The sequence below is a fragment of the Mucilaginibacter sp. SG538B genome, from assembly GCF_013376065.1.
In the GTDB taxonomy this organism is placed as follows: domain Bacteria; phylum Bacteroidota; class Bacteroidia; order Sphingobacteriales; family Sphingobacteriaceae; genus Mucilaginibacter; species Mucilaginibacter rubeus.
Genome location: NZ_JABMJI010000001.1, coordinates 1,681,181 through 1,702,217, shown reverse-complemented (window position 1 = coordinate 1,702,217; position 21,037 = coordinate 1,681,181). Strand labels below are relative to the sequence as shown.

The window sequence follows — 21,037 nt, the reverse complement described above, 5'->3', positions numbered from 1 at the left end:
AAGAGGTGTTAGTCGGTTAATCCAAAACAAACATAACTATCTCTCGACTTACTTCCAATTTTTCCGCCACCACAGGCAATAACTACGTACTGTTTACCATCAATTGAATAAGTTGCAGGGGTAGCATAGCCCGCCGCCGGCAAATTAGCTTCCCAAACCACTTTGCCTGTACGTTTATCAAACGCACGGATCTTTTCATCTTTGGTTGCCGCAATAAATACCAGGCCACCTTTGGTAACCACCGGCCCGCCATAATTTTCGGTGCCGGTTACGGGGATGCCTTTTTTGGTTAACTCAGGATACTCACCCAGCGGCACTTTCCAAAGCAACTTGCCCGATGTAAGGTTGATAGCATTGAGCGTACCCCATGGCGGTTTTATACCGGGATAGCCATCCTTATCTAAAAAACGGTTATAACCATTCATGGCATAAGGTACTTCATCAAGCATTTTCTTTTCCGCCTCCGAACTGGCGGAGCGATTGCCGGTTGGTTCTTTGGCTACCTCTTTCGCCCCCTTAGTTTCCGGGATCTTGAGCAGGAAAGCAAGCAGGTTCTTTTTATCTGTGGGCGAAATCTGTTTAAAAGAAGGCATCATGTTGCGGCCGGCAGCAATAATACCGCTCACCTGATCGGCAGTATACTTTTTGCCGATGTTCACCAACGATGGATAGGATGTGCCATTACCCTTCAGTTCGGCACCGTGACAGCTGATGCAATTGGTATTATACACTACATGTCCCAATGCCTGCGGTGAATGATCGTTAGTGTTGGTTTTAGGTACATCTATCATCACCTGCGCCCATGGCATTTCAGAGCAGTTTACGTATAGTATCTTACTTTCAGGATCGACAGCAGCTCCGCCCCACTCGCCCCCGCCGTCAAAACCGGGGAAGATCCAGCCTCCCTCCTTGCTTGGCGGGGTGAACATGATCCGGTTTTTAACCTGGTTATATTTTGACAGCATTTCCCTGTGCACTTCGGGCGTACGGCCGGTAACATCTTCGGGATTAAACATTTGCCGGGCGAAAGGTTGCGGCAAAGTTGGGATGGGTTGCGTAGGCCAAACTTCTTCGCCGGGAAGGGCTTTGGTTGGCACAGGTGTTTCCACTATCGGGAATATAGGCTTTCCATTCGTTCTGTCGAACATAAATACATAACCATGCTTGGTGATTTGTGTTACGGCATCTATCTTTTTACCGTCTTTAGCGATGGTTACCAGGTTTGGATTGGCGGGCAGGTCACGGTCCCATAGGTCGTGATGCACAAATTGGTAATACCATTTCAGCTTACCCGTAGCTGCATCAAGTGCCAGCAATGAATTGGCAAACAGATTTTGCCCTTTCCTGAACCCACCATAAAAGTCGCCACCTACTGAGCCGGTTGGAATGTACACGATCCCCCGCTTTTCATCCAAAGCCATACCCGCCCAATTGTTAGCTCCGCCAAATTTTTTGTAAGCCGTTGTATCTTTCCAGGTATTGTAACCCACTTCGCCGGGATGCGGTATGGTGTGGAAGATCCATTTTAGCTTTCCTGTACGGGCATCGTAAGCACGCACATGCCCAGGGGCTGCATCGGCTGATTCGGATACACGGTCACCAACAATCAATACATCTTTATAAACCACGCCGGGCGTAGTTCCTGCGACAAATGATTTGGTATCCCTGTCTAAATTCTTAGTAAGGTCGAGATAGCCACCCTTGCCAAATGAGCGCACCGGAGTGCCGTTTTCGGCATCAATAGCCCAGGTTTTAGCACCCACGCTGTAGAAAATCCTCTTTTCGCCGCCATTATCATTTTGCCAGTATATTACTCCGCGGCTCACTTTATAATAAGCCATAGGGTCGCCGTTATTGGTGGTATCATCCTTTGCTGGATCAAACAGCCACTTTTGCTGGCCCGTGGCAGCATTGAGCGCAAATAGCTTCAATTTAGGACTGGTGCCATACAAAATACCATCAACCATAATTGGGTTACATTGATTTTGGCTGCGGTTTGCGGTATCCTTATCGCCCGTACTAAAAGTCCACATCACTTTTAGCTTATTTACATTATTTAAAGTAATCTCTTCGTTTGATGAATATCGTAACCCTTCTTTTGAACCCGCATAGGCAGGCCAACCGCTATAGTTATTGTTTTGATTGCCTTGCTGATTTTTACAGGACGTATAAATACCTGCCACAAAACACATGGCTATAAAATACCGTGGCTTAATCATTTATAGGGATAATATTGGTGTTAAATTGGTTATGTATAAGGAAACGTTGCCCTCTAATGTATGAATAAAAATTATCTTATAAATAGAAGGAGGCGGTATTATAAATGATAAGCTTCATTTTTTAATCCAAATACCTTAAGCGATATTATAGTTTCTATTGAATTAATTTTTCTAACAAAACAGGGGTTAACAGGGTTAACACAATTCAAGGTTAATATTTATTTAAAATACTTATAATCAATTAATTGATAAATTTTATAGCAAAAATATGTTAACCCCTTTTGTATAAATATTATCGGCTAAATTTAACTCATAGGTAACACAGCACTGGGGTTGTCAATTTATTTATGACGCAGCTTTTTCTATATAAACCTCCGTTCAAAAGGACACAACATCACCCAAACAGTAAAACGCCGTTTACTTCTTTACCAAGCTTACCGGTTCAACTTCCTGGCTCAGCAATTTGCCAAACAATTCCCAACGCTTTGCAGGAGCTTTGGCCGTGCCTCCGTTTGATTCAATGTAGTTTTTCACTAAATCCTGGCCGTAATTGTAGTTGATAACATAACTACGGTATTTTTTGATAAAGCTGATTGATTTTTGAGCCGTCTCATCGTTCATGAGGCAATACTTTCTAAGGTACGACAATGCTTTATCCTGGCTCATGGTATTATTGATCAAGCCTCTTGCAGCCTCATTGCGGGCGTAGTTTAAAGTTCCTTTTATGGCGAGGGCCTTAAAATACAGATCGGCACCGGCGGTATCCAAGCCAGCCAGCGGCAGCAATACATTTTTGGCAAACTTTATTTTATCATCACCAGGGAACGCTACCTCGATACCGTAATTGGCACTGCCCTCGGCAATTAACGATTGCGGACTAAACAACGGGTACAGAGAAATTTCAACCCAGCCTTTATCATGATAAAGGTTTTTCTCCAGCAGCATGTTGTATACATGGTGTCCGGGATAACTTTCATGACTGCCCACATCAATAGCCCGGTCAATAAAGATCTTCAGGTCGGTATTGATTTGTACGGTGCTTTTGTAACCTCCTTTATACCAGTTATAGCCCGACCATGACTTATTAGTTACATACTCCAACGTAAATGTTTCGCCGGCAGGCAGTTGGTAATGTGCAATTGTGCGCTTGCGGGCTTCGGCAATAGCCGCTTTTATAACAGGGTCTAATTTATCTTTTGAGATAATAAACTTATTGGCCAGTTTTTGAAACCTATCGTTCACGTTTCCTTTACCCGGTAAAATGCTGTCGAGCAGGGCTATCTGCCCCTTAAAAAAATCATCGGTATAAACCGGCGCTGCTACACCAAATAACTCGCGCGATTCTTCATCAAAAGGCCTCTCCTCTCCCGAAAAAATACGGATCCGGCGACTGAAGGCCACCAGTTGATCGGCCATCCAGTTAGCACGGATCTTATTAGTATCAATTTTTGTAGTGTTGGCGATGGTGCGCAGGTCATTCATCAGGCTGTTTGCCGATGCCAGCAGGCTATCCTTCGGGAAAGTTTTAAGAGGCTCGGATTTGGGTTTCAGTGAATCCGGCCCGTAATAAGCATCTACAAAATCACCATCATACTGTCCTATAGTTAAACCAAGTTTTACATATTCGACAGCGAGGTGGTTGAGTTTTTTATTTTCGAGCTGCTGCGCCGGGCCCTGCCCGCATGAAAACATTAACAACAGAGGTGCAAAAAACAGTAGTTTTTTCATGGCGAATTATCTTGTGCGCGTAAATGTGGCGCAAGATAATAATTCCATTTAGTATAAAGTGAATGCAAACCTCACAGAAGCAAGCGTACCGGAAACCATTAAGGCTTTCTAAACGAATTGATGTTATACGTTACACCTACCGCTACACCTGTCGATTGCAATTTGATATCAGAATATCCAACTCCGGAGATGGGCACTTTCATATATGGCTGAACACTTACACCAAACTTTGAGTTTATTTTATGCTCATATGTAGCGTTAATATTGATAATGCTTAATAAATATCCTTTACTGTTAGGTACGGTGTAGGTTTGAGGCCATGCGGCACTATTGGCACCATCGCCATAATTATAAGTATACTTTTCATGCAGCATCAGGTATGAGGATAAACCAGTGCCCACTGATAATTTATTGCGGAAATTACCATACACCTGGTAAGCTATATTGACTGGGATATCAAGCATTTTACAATCGGCAGTTACATCAATTGGATCATGCTTAAAGTTATATGTAGTATTATAATTAGCAAAGCTTGTACTGTAAGGCTTTGACGAATACACAACACCACTTGTAATAGTTAACTTTTTAGTGGCACCAAATGAAAGCAGCAAGCCATAGTTGCTGCCAACCTTACCCTGAAAAGAGCTTGTTCCATTAACATCAGATGATGCCAGCGCCGTAATGGCCCATTGCGGCCGGTAACCAAAGCTCTGTTTAATTATTTTTTTATTAGATTTTGTTGTAGGTGCTTGAATAGGTTGTCTTTCAATATTTGTTTTAAAATCAGGAACAGATAAAGGAGAAGATTCTATATCAAGTGATAACGCCCTATTTGCCAGCAAATTTGAAATAGTACCATTATTACCAGCCGGCTCAGCACCTGCCATCAGGGCGGGATCACGCAGCATAATGGTATCACGTCCATTAATTCCCTTTTCGTTTGCACCTGGAACATTACGATGGGATCCGGCGACAGACGGTGTTAAGCTCATTTGACCTGTATGGGCATAATTGCCTGTACTGCTGTTGGCAGCTATGCTACTGTTCCCGGCCGGCCGGGTTGTTAATAAAGTGTCTGTTTGTGGTTTTTGTGTAACCCCGCCGCTGGTTCCAGGAATTGTTTTAGGAACAGTAGGCTTAACCTTAACCTGTTGTTGTCCCGTTGTATTATCATCCTTTACATTAGGTTTAAAAAACCACCATCCTAAAAACAGCAGCAGCATCGCCGCTATTCCGCTTGCAATTGGCAACCAGTAAACAATTCCACGGCGTTTCTTGCCCTCGTCAAGCATTTGCTCAAGCGCATCCCAGTCATCCTCGTTAAACGATCGATGATTTGCCGGGTCTTCCAGCCTCTTCTTAAAAATGTTATCTAAATCTTCTTCGCTTTTCATCCTCTGATACCATTATTAAAAAAAGTTGTCCTTACATCTATGCCTATGCCATTATAGGCCACAATCGGGTTAAAATCCATACCCCTGTTGTAATTGGTTTTATTAGCAGTTTCCTCTGCTTTTAATATCATTTGTTTTAGTTTTTGACGTGCTTTGTGCAGGTTTGATTTTGATGTGCCCAGATTGATATTTAACATTTCCCCTATCTCTTCATGAGAATACCCGTCAATCGCAAAAAGGTTAAAAACAGTACGATAAGCCTGCGGCAACTGCTGTACCATAGCCAGCAGGTCTTCATAATTTAAATTTTTATCTGTCAGGTCCCCCTCGCTCACATTTTCTGCTTTTTCCAAATCCTCGGTATAAGCCATCTTTAAATTGGCCCGGTAATAATCAATAGAAACATTCATCATAATGCGGCCAATCCATGCTTTAAACGGCCTGGAAGTATCAAACCTGTCTATATGGGTAAATACCTTCATAAAGCCCTGGTTCATTACTTCTGCAGCCTCATCACGGTTGCCCGCGTAACGCAGGCAAATACCCATAGAAAAGCCATAAAACGCCTTATAGAGCATTTTCTGACTTTTCCTGTCCTGCTTTACGCAGCCATTGATCAGTTGATGTAACTCTTCTTCGCCCATATGGGGTTTATAAACTCAGAATCAAACACATAAATTTAACCTTATCTACGCACATCACGGCAACTATTATTAAAAGGTTGCCTGTTGTGCAAAATAATTTAAATTTTTCACACAGTTGGATAATATCATGCACACTTTTCTCACCTAAAGAAATCATTTATACAAAATGTGGACAAGTTAACACGTCCTGAATAAATCCTCACAAATAATTATATTTTTGATAATAAGGCAACCGGTACGTGTGCTTATAGCGTATGCCATATAAATCCGCCTGCTTTAAAGGCCTTTTATGAGAATCGATATAAACCCAAACTTCCCTGTAAAAAATTGTAAAACCTGCGGGACACGTCCGGTAATTGAACAAACTAAAGATCGCTGGATTATCCTGTGTCCCAATCCGAATTGTCGAAACGCCATTTCTGATAAGCTGATTAATGTAACAGAATGGAATAAGCAAAATCCATAATGTTTTTTCGCCGGTTTATTTATCTTAAGGCAACCATCCCCGGAACATGCACGATATATATTATAAAAGGGCACAACAAGCCCTTAATAATTTATATACTAATACTACTGCTGCATGGTACCGGTGTCTGTTGTGATCATTACTAAAAACGAAGCTGCCTTAATTGAAGATTGTATAAAAATGGCTTCTTTAATTACGGATGATATTGTTGTGATTGATAATGACAGTACCGATGGCACACCGCTTATTGCCTCCCGTTATGGCTGCAGGGTGTTTCAAAAAAGCTGGAGCGGATATGGAGCAAACAAAAATAAAGGGGTAGCTCAGGCCCGCTACAACTGGATCTTAAGTATTGATGCTGATGAGGTACCTGATTTGGAGCTTATTAAATCGCTCCATGATTTAACCTTTGACAAACCGAGTGTTGTTTACGATATCCAATTCAAATCATACTTTGGCAAAAAGCTGATCCGTTTTGGTAATTGGGGAAATGATCATCATCTGCGTTTGTTTAATCGTTCATTGGTAAAATGGGGCGAAACCGAAGTACACGAAACGTTGCTTTTACCTTCCGATGCCGAGATCAAAAGCATAGCAGGTTATATCCAACACCACTCTGTAACTGATATTGACGACTTTAAGCGTAAAGCTATTCTTTATGCGCAGCTAAGCGCAGCCAAATATTACAAAGCCGGTAAAAAGGCTACCTTTATCAAACTACATTTCTCGCCCGCTTTTGGCTTTTTACGCAATTACATTATCAGACTTGGTTTTTTAGATGGAGCCGAAGGACTGGCTATAGCGCGTGTTATTTATAAAAACACACGCCTTAAATACGCTTATCTGAAACAATATAAAGAGCTGTCTCAAACACGAAACACCTATCGCAACGAGTTGGCTATAGAGCAGATTAACTAACCAAGGTATGGTATCGTATAGTTGGTAGTCTGAAGTCAAAATTAAACAGGACTTTTGGCTTTACAACTAAGTACTATCGACTTAAAACTATTTATCCAGCACCTGTTGGTAAAACTGCAGGGTTTGCCTCGCCACTATATCGATATCAAAACATTCTTTCACTTTTTCGTAGCCGGCTAAAGCAAGTCGCAGGCGTTTTTCAGGCTCATTGAGCAATGTAATTATTGCCGATGCTAATTCCTCAATATTGTCTGGATTTATCAGCAGCCCGTTAACGCCATCATCAATAAGTTCGGTGCCGGATGTTCGGTTTGAATTGATCACCGCCGTTCCGCATGCCATAGCCTCTAACGGCGCAAGTGCAAAAGCTTCGGCATATGATGGGAATACCGCCACTGCCGAATTACTTAAACAGGCATAAAGTTCATCCCTCTCCACATGTCCTTTAAACACAACACTGCTTTTTGCATCCTTCTGCAAGCAGGCGATTACTTTACTTACCGGGCCTTTCCCCAGTATCAGTAACCGGGCATCAGGGACCTGTTTTATAACTATATTCCAGGCCTCCGCTAACTGAAAAATCCCTTTCTTTTGAACAAGGCTCCCCGTAAATACCACCTGTTTGGTATCGGCCGGTGTACTGTTTCCAACTGCTAAGTTTATATCTATACCATTATATAACACCGTGATGAACTTGTTATACGACAGGTAATCAGCGCTTTTTTTTGCAGTATAGGCGCTTGCGCTGCTAACAGCCGCTGCGCGGTTTAAAATATCCTGCTCCATTTTCAAAACATACGGTGCCACCGGTGTTCCTGCCTCAGCATTGAAGTAAGTAATGGAACCATTTAATTTAACAACTATAGGAACAGGCAATGTGGGGAACGGCACATATGATTTACAAAACCTGATATAGTCATTATAATCGGGCATTTCAATAATATTGATCTGCTCATCGGCTATCATATGTTCCAGTTTTTTTTGATAAGCCGCAAGGCTTCTTTTTATATCCCGTTGCGTGATACCTGTATCCAGTAATATCCTGTTGAGCATCCGTACCCCGGCAGACCGCTGATTTTCAAACCACTTATCATCAATGCTCCAGCGATATCTCAAAACTTTTACACCTTCATCCTCAAATTCATCCGCGCCTCCGTATCCGCGGCTATACAACCCGGCAACAATTACCTTATGTCCCAGCTTTACCATTTGCCGGGCAATGAGCCGCACATAGGTTCCAATACCGCCATGCGGTCCGGGAGGATATTCATCGCACAGGTATAAAATGTTCATTGCGCTAAAAACTGTTTACTGTTTTGAATATTACGACTGCTCAATTGTTTTGATATTAAAGCTATTAACAGATAAAAAACTATCCCCAATAAAAGCCTGAACAAGAAATGTATGTTGATTGAAGCTGTTATAAACCAGCCGGCCAAAGCAGCAGGAAGTAGTATCACAAATGGCCGTAAGCTGATATGCATAATATTTTCATTCACCAACCTGTAATAAAGCACCGCCTGTAATATATTGGTAATTAAAAATGCCACAGCCGAACCAATACCATCCAGTAGCGGGATCAATATCAGGTTAAGCGCAATATTTGTTGTAGCACAGATTACGGTAACAGATGATACAGCCTTGTACTTTTTAACGCTAAAACTTAACGACCAAAGCAGGTTTATGAAAAACTGCAGGGGTATACACAATGACAGGATCAAAAATTCGGTAGCATTGGCAGCGCCATATTTGCCGCCGGTTATCATCCCCACTACAGGTGTCCAAAGTATATTAAGGACAAGTGGTAAGAGCATAGCCAACAGCAACTCGACTGTATTAAAGGAATTTACCTGCTCCTGCAATTGGTTAGATGGCTTTAAGGCCATCAGCCTTGACAGGCGCGGTAAAATAACGGGAGCTATAACAAGCATGGGCAGGCGCGAAAGCTCATAAGCCCGGTATGCAAAACTATAGTCGGCCAACACGGTTTTGCTTGCCATAAAACCCAGCAACAGCCAGTCCATCCGCGACAAGCTCATATCAAATATTACCGATACATACTGCGCCGAGGCCTCTTTAAGCAACTTTTTATAAGCCCGAAGTTGAAATTTAAAACTAAAATCTGTTTTCGTGATAACATACATGAGCAGTGCCAGCAATTCGGCCCCGGCTGTGCCTATCATTACCATTACTACAGAACGAACTTGTAATTGCTGTATAGTAATAAGATAGAATGCACCACAAACCCTTAAGCTGTTACTTATAACGGCGATTATACCATAGGGCGTAAATTTTTCCTTTGCGTTTAGAAACTGTTTTAACGGAATACCCAGGAAAAGCAGGCCCTGGGCTATAAAAAACCATGGCAGCGCCTGGTAGATATTGTCGTGCAATATTAAACTTAATAATAACAATACGCCCAGGGTTACAAAAAAAGTAGCGAGCGAATGGAACAAAAATGCCGCCGCCGCCCAATCCGACCGTTGTGAGGCTGCTATACGCCTGATCACTACCTGTTCCAGTCCAAACCCCAAGATGGTGGTAACAAATATAGATAAGGCATTCATCCAGCTAATGGCTCCAAAGCTGTGCTTACTCAGGTAAACAGAAATAATATAAAAAAAGATACTGCCAAGCACCTGCAAGGCAAGTGCCTGCAAACCTGACGAAAAAAACCTGATGAACGCTTTACTCCTGAACAACGACGTATATGTTTATACTCTTATACTATTGTTTTTATCGGCCGGTTGCCTGTAACATTTTAATATCCCGGTTAAATATCTGCATATATCAGCACATTAACGAGGCAACCATTCCATTTTTTGGCACGTAACCTATTTAAACGAAACAATTGCGACAAGGCCGGCAAAACCGGGAAATGAACATCAATAAATACAAAGGAATAATGACAATCAGTTTGCCGGGTTTTGATATTAAGAGGTGGAAAACTTATGCCGATTGGCGGCTGCTGATCTTCCTGCTGCTGTTTATCAACGTGCGGATCCCATTTAAGATAGTTGCGTTGATTTTTGTTTACATAAGCCAGTTTAACTTTCAATTTGGCTTTAAGCTGCGCAATTCAAGGATCCCGTTATTCTATCTGCTGGTTTTCCCTATAGCTATTGCCGCAGCAGTCATCAACCAAAATTTTTCCAACCTGTATTATATACCTGTTTTTGGCGGGGCTTTGATATGCTGGGCGCTGGCCCTGCTGGCCGTTCACCAGGTTAAGCTGATGGTTGATAAAACAGATGCCGAAACCATTTACCGTACACTGATCATTTTTTTTATCATAAACGCAGTTTTCTCGGCAGGTAACCTAATGCATATTATGTGGATCACTAAAAGCATTAACCCCTATGCTTTTATGGGAATGCATCAGCGCTATTATATCAATACCGGCGATGATGTAATGGGCATAAGCTTTGACATTTCATCAACCAATGCTGTTATCTGCGCTTTCGGTGTGTTTTACTTCATTTATAAGAATAATTTGCCCATGATGATCGTGTGCATGAGCACGCTGGCACTTACCTACAGTAACCTCATCAGCATTTTGGTACTGCTGCTCCTCGCTTTCATTTTTGTTTATAAAACCACGCGCAATCAAAAAAGCATGATAGTAGTGGCATTGCTGCTTTATGTGACCTCCCTCGTCAAAATATCGCCGCAAAATGAAAAGTATATTAACGAAGTGACTAAAAGTACGCTGCGGGAAAATCGCATTGAAAAACAGGGCCATGCAGCAGGGCAGGCAACAACTGCCAATCCCGGCGGGCGATTCATAACCAGGGATGAACAAAGGAGAAAATTTGCACAAAACTATCTGGACAGCCTGAGCAGGATAAAGGCCCAACAGGAAAAACCAAGCGCACTTGACAAAAAGATCAAAAGCTTGCCGCTTACCGATGACGGCAGGCTATACATCCCGGGGCCAAACACACACTTTGCCGAATTTTATAACACCGGCGAAATGACTCCCGACAGGCAACAGCTTATCGACTGTATAGCTGCTCACAAGGATCAGCTACCACTTTGCCGGCTTGAGCCCTTCAATCCTGCATTGCCTGGAAAGATTACCGGTGCAATACAAACCTTTAATTATCTTATCAGTCATCCTTTACAAAGTATAGTGGGTTTAGCTCCCGGAAATTTTTCATCCAAAATAGCTTTCAGGGCGGTTGGTGCCGGTATAAGGGGCAATTATCCCCAAAAATACATCTATATCAACCCGGCATTTATGCACAATCATTTAGACCTGTACCTGAGCTTTTTCAGCAAGGACGCAGGTTTCCGTTCGGTACGCAATAACCCCTACTCCACTTACGATCAAATGCTTAGTGAATACGGTATCCTCGGGTTGCTTGCCCTGCTTATATTTTACATTGGCTTTTTTGCCCGGCATTATAAAAAGCTTAGTTATGGTTTGCCCATCCTAATGATGGTAACGGGCATATTCTTTCTCGATTACTGGTTCGAGCAGCTCTCGGTACTGGTAATTTTTGAATTGATGTTACTCCTCAATATAAAAGAAACTACTACACCCCACTTGAAAACAAAAACTACAGTGCAGGAGGAACTTGCGTATGCATAGCCCTCAAATTACTGTTTTAATGCCTGCTTATAATGCCGGTAAATATATTCGCGAAGCTATTACATCGGTACTTGAACAATCGTTTGCTGATTTTGAATTGCTGATTGTAAATGATGGCTCAACTGATGACACGGCAGATATTATTAACTCATTTAACGATGAGCGTATAGTGATTTTGAGCCAGGAAAACAAAGGCGTAGCTGCAGCCCTCAACAACGGTTTACGCCACGCGCGGGCGCCTTATATAGCCCGTTTCGATGCCGACGATGTATGTTATCCTTACCGCCTGCAGGTGCAGTATGATTTCATCACATCTCATCCCTATTATAGCATTATTGGTTCGGGAGTTGACTATACCGATGTTAACGGCGATCTGATATTTACCTGGCAACCTGACGCCCTGAGCCATAACCAGATAAGGCAGCTCAGTTACAGGATTTGTCCCTTCATTCACTCCAGTGTATTTTATAAGCGTGATACCGTTTTAAATGCCGGTGGCTACAATGAGTTGGCCTACACTTTTGAAGATCATTTTTTGTGGGCAGGTATCCTTAAACACGAAAAAGCTTTTAACCTTAATCAACCGCTCATTAAGGTGAGGCTCAATGCCGAATCTGTTACCATTGATGAAAAATGGCGTACAGGTAAATTTAGGCAGATCAAGTACAATGCCCTGCGCAAGGGGAGCATTACTGAAGCCGAAGGAAGGCAGTTGTCTGAGATCGGCATTAAACAGTTATCTCCACGCATCAAAAAAGGAGCTTATTATGCCCTGCTCGGCAAAAAATACCTGTGGAATAATTATCAGCCGGAAAAGGCAAGGGAAAACCTGCTGAAAACACTTTCTATCAGCCCGCTGCATCTCAAAAATTATTTTTTGCTGCTGATGTCATTTCTGCCCGAGCGTATGCTGATGAGTTTATACCAATTAGGTAAACGCAATTTCCGATTAGCCGACGCCGAGCTGCCAACCGCTGTTTTAAATCAAAACGAATTGAATTATGGCAGCTAAAAAGATAAAACTGTTTGTTGATGCCCACTCCTTTGACAAAGAATTTCAAGGAGCGCAAACTTTTATACGCGAATTATACAACCATCTGCTGGCCCACCGCCCGGACATAGATATTTACATCGGCGCCCACGATACCGATAATGTCCGAAGATTGTTCCCCCTGCTGCCGCCGCAAAACATATTGCCTTATAAAAACAGGGGAATCAACATCCTGCGCTTTGTATTTGATATACCGGCCTACATCAAAAAATACAGGTTTGATTTTGCACATTTTCAATACGTCAGCCCTAAAAAAATGGCGGGCTGCAGGTACATAGTAACCATGCACGATATGCTGTTTAACGATTTCAGGACAGATTTCCCCATCCTGTTCAGCTTAACGCGCAATTACCTTTTTGGCCGCAGCATTAAAAATGCAGATATCAAAACCACTGTATCCGACTATTCAAAAGACAGGATCTGTGATTATTACCAAATCCCCGCTGACGAGGTGCATATTATCCAAAACGGGGTAAGTAACTCATTGCTGCAATACCAGTCATCAAAACCAGAGGCAGAAGATTGGATAGCGGAAAAATTCGGCATAAGAAATTTCATCCTGTACACCAGCCGCATTGAACCCCGCAAAAACCACCTTTTGTTACTGCAAAAATATTTGAAACTGAAGCTGTACGAAAAAGGCATCGGCCTGGTGTTCATTGGTAAAGCATCCATAAAAACACCGGGCTTAGCCAGGCTCATCAAGAGCCTTACGCCTGAGCAAGAGCGGTTTTTCAGGTGGATACCGCAGGCAGAACAGGCCGATCTGGCGGCCTTTTACCGGGCCTGCAGGCTGTTTGTATATCCCTCAAAAGCCGAAGGCTTTGGGATCCCGCCGCTTGAAGCAGCCATTTGTGGTGCACCTGTATTATGCTCGGCAGAAACGGCTATGAAAAATTTCTATTTTTTTGCGCCATATACTTTTAACCCGGCCAATCATGCCGATTTTGAGCAAAAGCTATTACTTGCCGCACAGCAACCACCCGGCGATGCCTTCACCAGCCAAGTAGCGCGGCATGTTGAACAGCAATACCACTGGCAAAAAAGCAGCACCATATTTTACAACTTGTTACAAGCAAATTTTCATTGTCATGAAACTAAAAATAGCGATCTTAGGCACGAGGGGCATCCCGAACTACTATGGCGGGTTTGAGCATATTTCCGAATATGTATCGGCCGGCTTGGTAAAAAAAGGACATTCAGTTACCGTTTATAACTCCCATAACCACCCTTATGAAGCCGATACCTGGAACGGCGTTAACATTGTACATTGTTACGATCCGGAGTATCTGATAGGCACTGCCGGGCAGTTTGCCTATGATTTTAACTGCCTTATGGATGCCCGTAAACGTAAGTTTGATGTAGTACTGCTTATGGGCTACACCAGCAGCTCGGTTTGGGGGCACCTTTACCCGTCCAACAGCGTTATCATTACCAATATGGATGGACTGGAGTGGAAACGCTCCAAGTACTCAAAGCCTGTACAACAATTTTTGAAGTACGCGGAAAAGCTGGCCGTGAAACATAGTCAGTATTATATTTCCGACTCAAGGGTAATCAGGTCATACCTTAAGGATAAGTACGAGGTCGACAGCCGGTATATCCCCTATGGTGCCGATCTGTTTTCAGACCAGGAACGTGAGCAGTTTGATAAAAGCGAGGTGCTTAAGGAAGATTATTTTTTGCTGATGGCCCGCATGGAGCCCGAAAACAACATCGAAACTATTTTAGAAGGCTTTAACAACAGTTCATCAAAAAAAAGCTTTATGGTTTTGGGCGATACCAGTAACCGCTTTGGCAAATTCATAACCCACAGGTTTAAAAACGATGATCGCATCCAGTTTAAGGGCGCCAATTTTGATAATTCGGTTGTGCGCGCACTACAGAACAACAGCTACCTGTATTTCCACGGGCATAGCGTGGGCGGTACTAATCCGTCCCTGCTTGAAGCCATGGCTAGCGAAGCCTTGATTGCCGCCCATAATAACCCTTTCAATAAATCGGTACTCAACTCAGATGCTTTTTATTTTGATAATGCTAACGAGGTGCGCCATTTGGTTGAAAATGTGCAGCGCAAGGATACCGAACGCGAAATGGTGAAAAACAATCTTCATAAGATACAATACCAGTTTAACTGGGAGGTAGTGATCAACGATTACGAAGATTTTATACTGGAATGCTATCAGCAACAACATGGAAAAGTTATTAAGGCCTGATGATACGCTAAACAACAGGATAAGCTATTACCTGCTGATGCTGTTATTGCTGAGCCTGCCCTTCAACCTGTTTTACAGCCACCTGTTTTTAATAGGCCTGGCCCTGCATACTATTATCCAAATTCACAAAACAACTATAAAGCCGCTATTAACAAGGGCTAACTTTGCTTTGGCTGCTGTTTTTTTTGTAACGCTTTTGAGCATTATTTACACCACCAATAAATCCCAGGCTTTTACAGAGTTAGGCAGGCAGGTTACTATTTTGCTTATCCCGTTAATCTTTTGTTTTAACCCGCTCGATTTAAAAAAATACCGGCATAATTTTTTACTCGTATTTTCATTCGGCTGTACCATCACTATCACTTATCTTTTTTTACAGGCCCTTTTTACCATAAAATATTATCATCTGCCTTTAAAAGCATTAGCGTCCCCAGCGTTCACAAACCACAATTTTTCGGAACCATTGGAGATCCATGCTACATTTTTTTCCATGCAGATAGCCATAGCACTGGTTTATCTGCTGTATGTTTTAGTAACGGAAACAGTAAAGACCCGCAAATTTTTCTGGCTCATTTGCAGTGGTATTTTAGCTATGGGAATTCTGCAGCTTAGTTCAAAATCGATATTTATAGCTTTGCTGCTTATTATAAATATCGCCCTTCCCTGGTTCATATTAAAAGGGCGAAACCGCTTCAGGTTTATGGCCATTAGCACAGCATTATTTATTGTGGTGATGGCAGGCATTTATACCCGGGATACTTTTAAGGAACGTTATGTAACCGAGCTAAAAAAAGACCTGAGCCAATCAACCGACGCCGAACTCACCGATCCGCGATTAGCGCGCTGGAGCGTGGCCATTAGCGTGGGAGCACAATCGCCTGTTATAGGTCATGGCGCAGGCACTGAAATTGGTTTGCTCAAAGACCCATTTTTCGACCATAAATTTTACCGGTCGTACCTGGCCGGGTTAAATGCACATAACCAGTTTATTAGCTTTTTTATTAAATCGGGGATCGTTGGGTTGATGGTTTACCTGTGTGTGCTGGCATTTGGCATCAGGGCAGCTGTTGCAAAACGCGATTTAATGCTCATGGCTTTTATGGTTATTATAACCGCCGTTTCCTTTTCAGAAAACTACTTAGATGTGGATAAAGGCATCTTTTTTTACAGTGTATTTTTCTCATTACTAATATTTTCTGCCAGCTCAGAAACAACAGGGACCCACGCTAAAAATATTGTGTAATTAGTTTATTCAAAGGCAACCAAAGCTGCAAGGGGTACGTCATCATTATATATACAAAGACGTGAAAAGTACAGTCATCTTAGTTGAACAAAACAATAAACGATTGTTAAATACCAGGAATAATATTTTAGCTACCCTTGCCTATTTTGACATGTGGGACTACCCATTAACCTACGGCGAGATATTCCTGTTTTTGGAAAACAAGTATGGCCGGCATGATTTCACTGAAGCGCTTGATCAACTTATCGTCAATAAGCTGGTATTTCATTTCGACAGGTTTTATTCGCTCAAAAACGATTATATGATAGCGGTAAGGCGTAATAAAGGAAACAAAAAAGCTGCCGGGCTAATCAATAAAGCTAAAGAAGCAGGCGCCTTTCTGATCCGGTTTCCTTTCGTTCGCGGTATTGGCATTTCAGGTTCCTTGTCTAAGAACTTCGCCGATGACAATTCGGACATTGATTTTTTTATCATTACCGAACGCAACAGGCTTTGGCTTGCACGTACGTTTATGCATATATTCAAAAAACTTACCTTTTTGGTTGGTAAGCAGCACAACTACTGCATGAACTACTATATTGATGAGGCCCAACTGCAGATAGTTGAAAAGAACATTTATACAGCAATTGAAGTAGCAACTATTATCCCATTAGAGGGTGACCTTACCTTTGAAAGTTTTTATAAATCTAATGCCTGGACCTCCGGTTTCCTGCCTAACAAATGTATGCGCCTCGCTACCGCTAAACCATTAAAAAAGCGGTGGTATAAAACATTTACAGAAAGCCTGTTCAATAATCCATTCGGCGATTGGCTGGATAATGTATTGATGAAAATCACCTCCGGGCGATGGAAAAAGAAAACTGAAATGAAGAAATTGAATATGCGGGGTACGGTAATGAGCATGGCCGCAAGCAAACATTTTGCCAAGCCCTCTCCCGAAAACTTTCAAATTAAACTGATAGAAAAATACCGGATTAAAGTTTCCATACTGTTACAGCAATTTGAAGAACGGATGGCGCAGTAAAACTCCTCCTTATCGCCATACCGAATTTATTTCTGCACTAAAACGCTAAGTCTGAAATTTGCATGAGACACCTGTTCAATAGTTTCCGGAACAAATTCGGTTACAACTTTTTCAATTACATTTTCCTCAGCGAAATAATATAATAATCGCCCACGTACTTAAACGGGCAGGTGGCCTTCAGCCTATTCTCCCAACGGGCAAGTGTTTTATAGGCGCGCGGATGTTTTTCGGCAAAGCCTTCAATATATGATGGCGGTACGATGGTACACAAGCCCTCAATACCCAATATTTCAAAATCGGATTTTAAACATTTTTTAATGTAGGATGGGTTGTAATAGAAGCAATCAAAGTATACACCTTCAACATGCGCCTTGCGGCCATTACTGCTAAAAAACCGGCGAAAAGCAGTTTTAAATTTCCCTTTAAATACCAGCAAAGTTTCCCAAAGGCAGAATTTGGGCAGCACCACCAGGGTCACCGTGCCGCCGGGTTTTAGCAGCCCGGCAAATGAACTCAATACTTTATCCAGCTCGCCGGTACAATTGAGGCCTGCAAAGTTGGAAAAGATCAGGTCATATGGACCTTTGTTGTTTAGCTGTTCAAGCTGCGTATATGAACAAAGCTCATTGCTTACCGCATGCTGCCTATCACACTTTACCACCTTTTCGCGGAGTTGCTGCTGCATCCCTTTTGAAATATCGGTAGCATGGACCTTAAATCCTTTTTGTGCAAAAAACAGTGCATCTTCACCGGTACCACTATTCAGTTCAAGGATGTTGCTTCCAGGCTTCAGGTATTGCAGGATATGATCACGCACGCGTTTGCGCTTGTACGCAATTATCGTGTCGCCTGAGTACAGTTCATCAAAAACTACCGACTGGTTGCTAAATGCAGCCTCGGCAAATTGTTCGTTTATACTTGATGCGGTGCCGGTCATATCGCCTTTTCAAATTTTTCCAGTTTCAGCTTTTCAAGATAGGTAAGCGGCGCATAATAAAACACCGATAATGCTTTCCTGATATTTTTTACCGAGCTCCCAAACGGATCTTTCAGCAGTTTTTGGAAGCTGTTTTTAGCCAGGTGCTTGTGATAGTTGCGGTGTACGTATTTATGCAATTGCTTGTAGTAAAAAGGCGGGTAGGTGTTTTTAAACATCAGCGCCATCTCGTCGGAGTCAGTCCAGTTGGTTTTCTTTTTCAACTCGGTTTTAACGCGCTCGTAAAAAACGGTACCCGGCAGCGGATACGATACCGAAATACCAATCTCAAATGGCAGCAACCGGTTAATCATATCTATCGTAAGCGTAATATCATCCCGCGTTTCTTCGGGATAGCCAAACTGGATAAAGAACGATGGCTTAATGCCATGCGCTTTCATGAGGTGCGTAGCCGTATGAATCTGATCGATAGTGATACCCTTATCCATGGCGTCCAGTACCTTCTGCGATCCGCTTTCGGCTCCTATCCACACGTTTTCACAACCGGCGGCCGCCAGGGCTGCTACAGCTTCTTCCTCTGCCAATAAATCGGCCCGCGACTGGATCTTGAAACGGATCTTAATTCCCTCCTGTGCCAGTAGTTTGGCAAATTCCTGTACCCAACCGGGTTTCAATCCAAAAATATCATCGCAAAACCAGATATGATCCATCTGGCACCGCTCCTTAAGCATTTTAAGCTCATTAACAATATACTGCGGACTGTGAGAATTATACCGGTTGCCATAAATAGGCTTGGCGCACCAGTTACACTTGAACGGACAACCGCGGGTGGTTACCACATTAATTGAAAAATAGCCTGCATTCTTCATCCACATATCCCGGTAGGTATCCATATTCACCAAATCCCAGGCGGGCATAGGCAAACTATCCAGTTCCTTCATTACCGCGCGGCCGGGCGTTTTTATGATTTCGCTGCCGTTCGTGTAAGCTAATCCTTTTATTTCAAAATGATCAGTATTACCGCTTCGAATATGGTCAGTAAGTTCTGTCAGCGTTTGTTCGGCTTCACCCAATATCACAAAATCAGCTCCTTCGGCAAGATATGCTGCATACCTGTCGGTTGAATCTGAGCTGGAAACGATAACTGTACAGCCACGTTCCTTAGCCAGCTTGCACATTTTAAATGCAGCCTCGCGCATATTGGTGAGGCACATTTTGGTCAGGTAGTTGAACCCATCATCATAAACCACAAAAAAATCCGGTTTATTCAACTCAATAGCGGCTATCACCCCGTCAGGATTGCTCACAAACATGGTATCAAACAGGCTTACCCGGTAACCGCGCTCCCGCATCAGCGCAGCAGCGTATATAGTACCCAGCGGCGCATAAGGTTGCCCTATGCCCCATTGCTTTGGGTCGAACCGTAAAAAATAAGAATGTGTAAACAGTATATTGTTCATTGTTTTGAGCCTGTTTCTAAATCCAGGGAAATTTCCTATATCCTCCCAGGGGAAGAAATCGCACATTTCCGCGCTTCATTGCTTTTTTATTATCAATCCAACCTCGCCAGCGGCGATAAATTAAGCGAGCACACACATTTAACACAGGTAGGGTCATTAGCCATATCCAGTGTTTTGCGAAAATTGATCGCCTCTTTGCTGTTCAAAATATCATTTAATGAATTATCCCTGATGTTACCTATCGCTTCATGAAAAAAGCAAGGCCTTACCGCGCCATCAGCCTCAATCACTGCAGACACCCATGGTGCATTACACTTTTTAAACGGGAATGCATTATGGCCATAAAAAGCAGCATAATAACCATAAATATCCCGGATCTTAGCCGGAGATTCGGCAATGAACCTGCTGGCAAAATCGCTTTTATTAGCCAACACCTGGTTTGTCATTTCCTGAAATTCGGCAAGTTCATTTTCAGTCGGTAGTATCTCATGTTGCCGAGGCTCGGCCCATGCTGTTTGGCGGTTAAAGGCATGGCTGCTCACATCGGCAGGTAAAAAGCTCACCCGGTCAATGCCCATTTGCTTTGCAGCCTCAATAATGGCCGGCCAATTCCTGAAGTTTAAACGGTGAATTACGGTACGGGCTGTAATGCGATATTGGGGTTCGAGAGATTTGATGTACTCCACTCCCTCCTTCAATTTATTGAATGCCCCTGGAACATTTCGGATGGCATCGTGTAAAAGTTCATCGCCATCTAAAGAAACAATGAGGTCGTCAACCCATTTTAAAATATTGAATGCGTTTTTCCTGATAGACAGCCCTGTCGACAGCAGCGTAACCTTGATCTTTTCAGCACGCAAAATCTCGCATAGCCTGAAAAAATTGATATTCAGCAACGCTTCCCCGCCCGACATCAATACCTGCTTTGTACCGAATTTTCGTAAAGCACTTAACAGATCGGTCACGTCGGCTTCGGTAAGCTGCTTCAGGTTTTTATTATCCTTCCAGATATCACACATTACGCAACGGCAGTTGCAGGCACTGTGCGGCATCAAAATCACGATGGGTAGCGCAGCGATGCGGTGCGTTTGCAGTGTGCGGAAACGCTGAAATGTATGATATAACGATTGGCCTGTCATCTGC

Annotated in this window: 16 protein-coding genes; 7 read left to right on the top strand and 9 right to left on the bottom strand. The window is 42.8% G+C overall.

Annotated features, from left to right (window positions below; genetic code table 11):
• Positions 1-8: 8 nt before the first annotated feature.
• From FHW88_RS06910 to FHW88_RS06895, 4 genes are all read right to left on the bottom strand, one after another.
• Positions 9-2,219, bottom strand: a complete 2,211-nt coding sequence (locus tag FHW88_RS06910) for a PQQ-binding-like beta-propeller repeat protein (protein WP_176624132.1) — start codon at positions 2,217-2,219, stop codon at positions 9-11.
• A 417-nt stretch (positions 2,220-2,636) separates the two neighbouring features.
• Entirely contained in the window at positions 2,637-3,947 is a 1,311-nt protein-coding gene (locus FHW88_RS06905) for a hypothetical protein (protein ID WP_176624129.1), read from the bottom strand.
• A 98-nt stretch (positions 3,948-4,045) separates the two neighbouring features.
• A complete protein-coding gene (locus FHW88_RS06900) occupies positions 4,046-5,341 on the bottom strand; it encodes a hypothetical protein (protein ID WP_176624127.1) in 1,296 nt (431 codons plus the stop codon).
• The gene (locus FHW88_RS06895) at positions 5,338-5,985 is read right to left on the bottom strand and encodes an RNA polymerase sigma factor (protein ID WP_176624125.1); all 648 of its coding nucleotides are present in this window, start codon (positions 5,983-5,985) and stop codon (positions 5,338-5,340) included. The genes FHW88_RS06900 and FHW88_RS06895 overlap by 4 nt, the downstream gene beginning before the upstream one ends.
• 580 nt (positions 5,986-6,565) lie before the next feature.
• On the opposite strand from FHW88_RS06895, the gene FHW88_RS06890 reads away from it, so the two are divergent.
• Positions 6,566-7,369 carry a glycosyltransferase family 2 protein gene (locus tag FHW88_RS06890; RefSeq protein ID WP_176624123.1) on the top strand — a complete coding sequence of 268 codons (804 nt, stop codon included), beginning with the start codon at positions 6,566-6,568 and terminating at the stop codon, positions 7,367-7,369.
• Between the two features lie 87 nt (positions 7,370-7,456).
• On the opposite strand, the gene FHW88_RS06885 is transcribed toward FHW88_RS06890, so the two are convergent.
• Entirely contained in the window at positions 7,457-8,662 is a 1,206-nt protein-coding gene (locus FHW88_RS06885) for a glycosyltransferase family 4 protein (RefSeq protein ID WP_090524937.1), read from the bottom strand.
• A complete protein-coding gene (locus FHW88_RS06880; RefSeq protein ID WP_176624121.1) occupies positions 8,659-10,071 on the bottom strand; it encodes an oligosaccharide flippase family protein in 1,413 nt (470 codons plus the stop codon). Before FHW88_RS06880 ends, FHW88_RS06885 begins: the two co-directional genes overlap by 4 nt.
• A gap of 176 nt (positions 10,072-10,247) precedes the next feature.
• Between FHW88_RS06880 and FHW88_RS06875 the strand changes: the two genes are divergently transcribed.
• From FHW88_RS06875 to FHW88_RS06850, 6 genes are all read left to right on the top strand, one after another.
• Positions 10,248-11,963 (top strand): hypothetical protein, encoded by a 1,716-nt coding sequence (locus tag FHW88_RS06875; RefSeq protein ID WP_176624119.1) that lies wholly within the window; start codon positions 10,248-10,250, stop codon positions 11,961-11,963.
• Positions 11,956-12,975 carry a glycosyltransferase gene (locus FHW88_RS06870; RefSeq protein WP_090524931.1) on the top strand — a complete coding sequence of 340 codons (1,020 nt, stop codon included), beginning with the start codon at positions 11,956-11,958 and terminating at the stop codon, positions 12,973-12,975. Before FHW88_RS06875 ends, FHW88_RS06870 begins: the two co-directional genes overlap by 8 nt.
• Entirely contained in the window at positions 12,965-14,167 is a 1,203-nt protein-coding gene (locus FHW88_RS06865; RefSeq protein WP_176624116.1) for a glycosyltransferase family 4 protein, read from the top strand. Before FHW88_RS06870 ends, FHW88_RS06865 begins: the two co-directional genes overlap by 11 nt.
• Complete coding sequence (locus FHW88_RS06860; protein ID WP_176624114.1) at positions 14,106-15,230, top strand: DUF1972 domain-containing protein; 1,125 nt, start codon at positions 14,106-14,108, stop codon at positions 15,228-15,230. Before FHW88_RS06865 ends, FHW88_RS06860 begins: the two co-directional genes overlap by 62 nt.
• Positions 15,208-16,473: an O-antigen ligase family protein gene (locus FHW88_RS06855; protein ID WP_176624112.1), complete on the top strand. Its 1,266-nt coding sequence runs from the start codon at positions 15,208-15,210 to the stop codon at positions 16,471-16,473. Before FHW88_RS06860 ends, FHW88_RS06855 begins: the two co-directional genes overlap by 23 nt.
• Positions 16,474-16,534: 61 nt before the next feature.
• Positions 16,535-17,497 (top strand): hypothetical protein, encoded by a 963-nt coding sequence (locus tag FHW88_RS06850; protein ID WP_176624110.1) that lies wholly within the window; start codon positions 16,535-16,537, stop codon positions 17,495-17,497.
• A 115-nt stretch (positions 17,498-17,612) separates the two neighbouring features.
• On the opposite strand, the gene FHW88_RS06845 is transcribed toward FHW88_RS06850, so the two are convergent.
• From FHW88_RS06845 to FHW88_RS06835, 3 genes are all read right to left on the bottom strand, one after another.
• Positions 17,613-18,434: a class I SAM-dependent methyltransferase gene (locus FHW88_RS06845; protein ID WP_176624108.1), complete on the bottom strand. Its 822-nt coding sequence runs from the start codon at positions 18,432-18,434 to the stop codon at positions 17,613-17,615.
• Entirely contained in the window at positions 18,431-19,894 is a 1,464-nt protein-coding gene (locus FHW88_RS06840; protein ID WP_176624106.1) for a B12-binding domain-containing radical SAM protein, read from the bottom strand. Before FHW88_RS06840 ends, FHW88_RS06845 begins: the two co-directional genes overlap by 4 nt.
• A gap of 92 nt (positions 19,895-19,986) precedes the next feature.
• Positions 19,987-21,033, bottom strand: a complete 1,047-nt coding sequence (locus tag FHW88_RS06835) for a radical SAM protein (protein WP_176624104.1) — start codon at positions 21,031-21,033, stop codon at positions 19,987-19,989.
• Positions 21,034-21,037: the final 4 nt, after the last annotated feature.

Coding starts and splice junctions, on each gene's coding strand:
- FHW88_RS06855 (WP_176624112.1), top strand. CDS start 15,208: ATGGAAAAGTTATTAAGGCCTGATGATACGCTAAACAACAGGATAAGC.
- FHW88_RS06870 (WP_090524931.1), top strand. CDS start 11,956: ATGCATAGCCCTCAAATTACTGTTTTAATGCCTGCTTATAATGCCGGT.
- FHW88_RS06890 (WP_176624123.1), top strand. CDS start 6,566: ATGGTACCGGTGTCTGTTGTGATCATTACTAAAAACGAAGCTGCCTTA.
- FHW88_RS06835 (WP_176624104.1), bottom strand. CDS start 21,033: ATGACAGGCCAATCGTTATATCATACATTTCAGCGTTTCCGCACACTG.
- FHW88_RS06900 (WP_176624127.1), bottom strand. CDS start 5,341: ATGAAAAGCGAAGAAGATTTAGATAACATTTTTAAGAAGAGGCTGGAA.
- FHW88_RS06845 (WP_176624108.1), bottom strand. CDS start 18,434: ATGACCGGCACCGCATCAAGTATAAACGAACAATTTGCCGAGGCTGCA.
- FHW88_RS06875 (WP_176624119.1), top strand. CDS start 10,248: ATGAACATCAATAAATACAAAGGAATAATGACAATCAGTTTGCCGGGT.
- FHW88_RS06910 (WP_176624132.1), bottom strand. CDS start 2,219: ATGATTAAGCCACGGTATTTTATAGCCATGTGTTTTGTGGCAGGTATT.
- FHW88_RS06840 (WP_176624106.1), bottom strand. CDS start 19,894: ATGAACAATATACTGTTTACACATTCTTATTTTTTACGGTTCGACCCA.
- FHW88_RS06905 (WP_176624129.1), bottom strand. CDS start 3,947: ATGAAAAAACTACTGTTTTTTGCACCTCTGTTGTTAATGTTTTCATGC.
- FHW88_RS06860 (WP_176624114.1), top strand. CDS start 14,106: ATGAAACTAAAAATAGCGATCTTAGGCACGAGGGGCATCCCGAACTAC.
- FHW88_RS06885 (WP_090524937.1), bottom strand. CDS start 8,662: ATGAACATTTTATACCTGTGCGATGAATATCCTCCCGGACCGCATGGC.
- FHW88_RS06895 (WP_176624125.1), bottom strand. CDS start 5,985: ATGGGCGAAGAAGAGTTACATCAACTGATCAATGGCTGCGTAAAGCAG.
- FHW88_RS06865 (WP_176624116.1), top strand. CDS start 12,965: ATGGCAGCTAAAAAGATAAAACTGTTTGTTGATGCCCACTCCTTTGAC.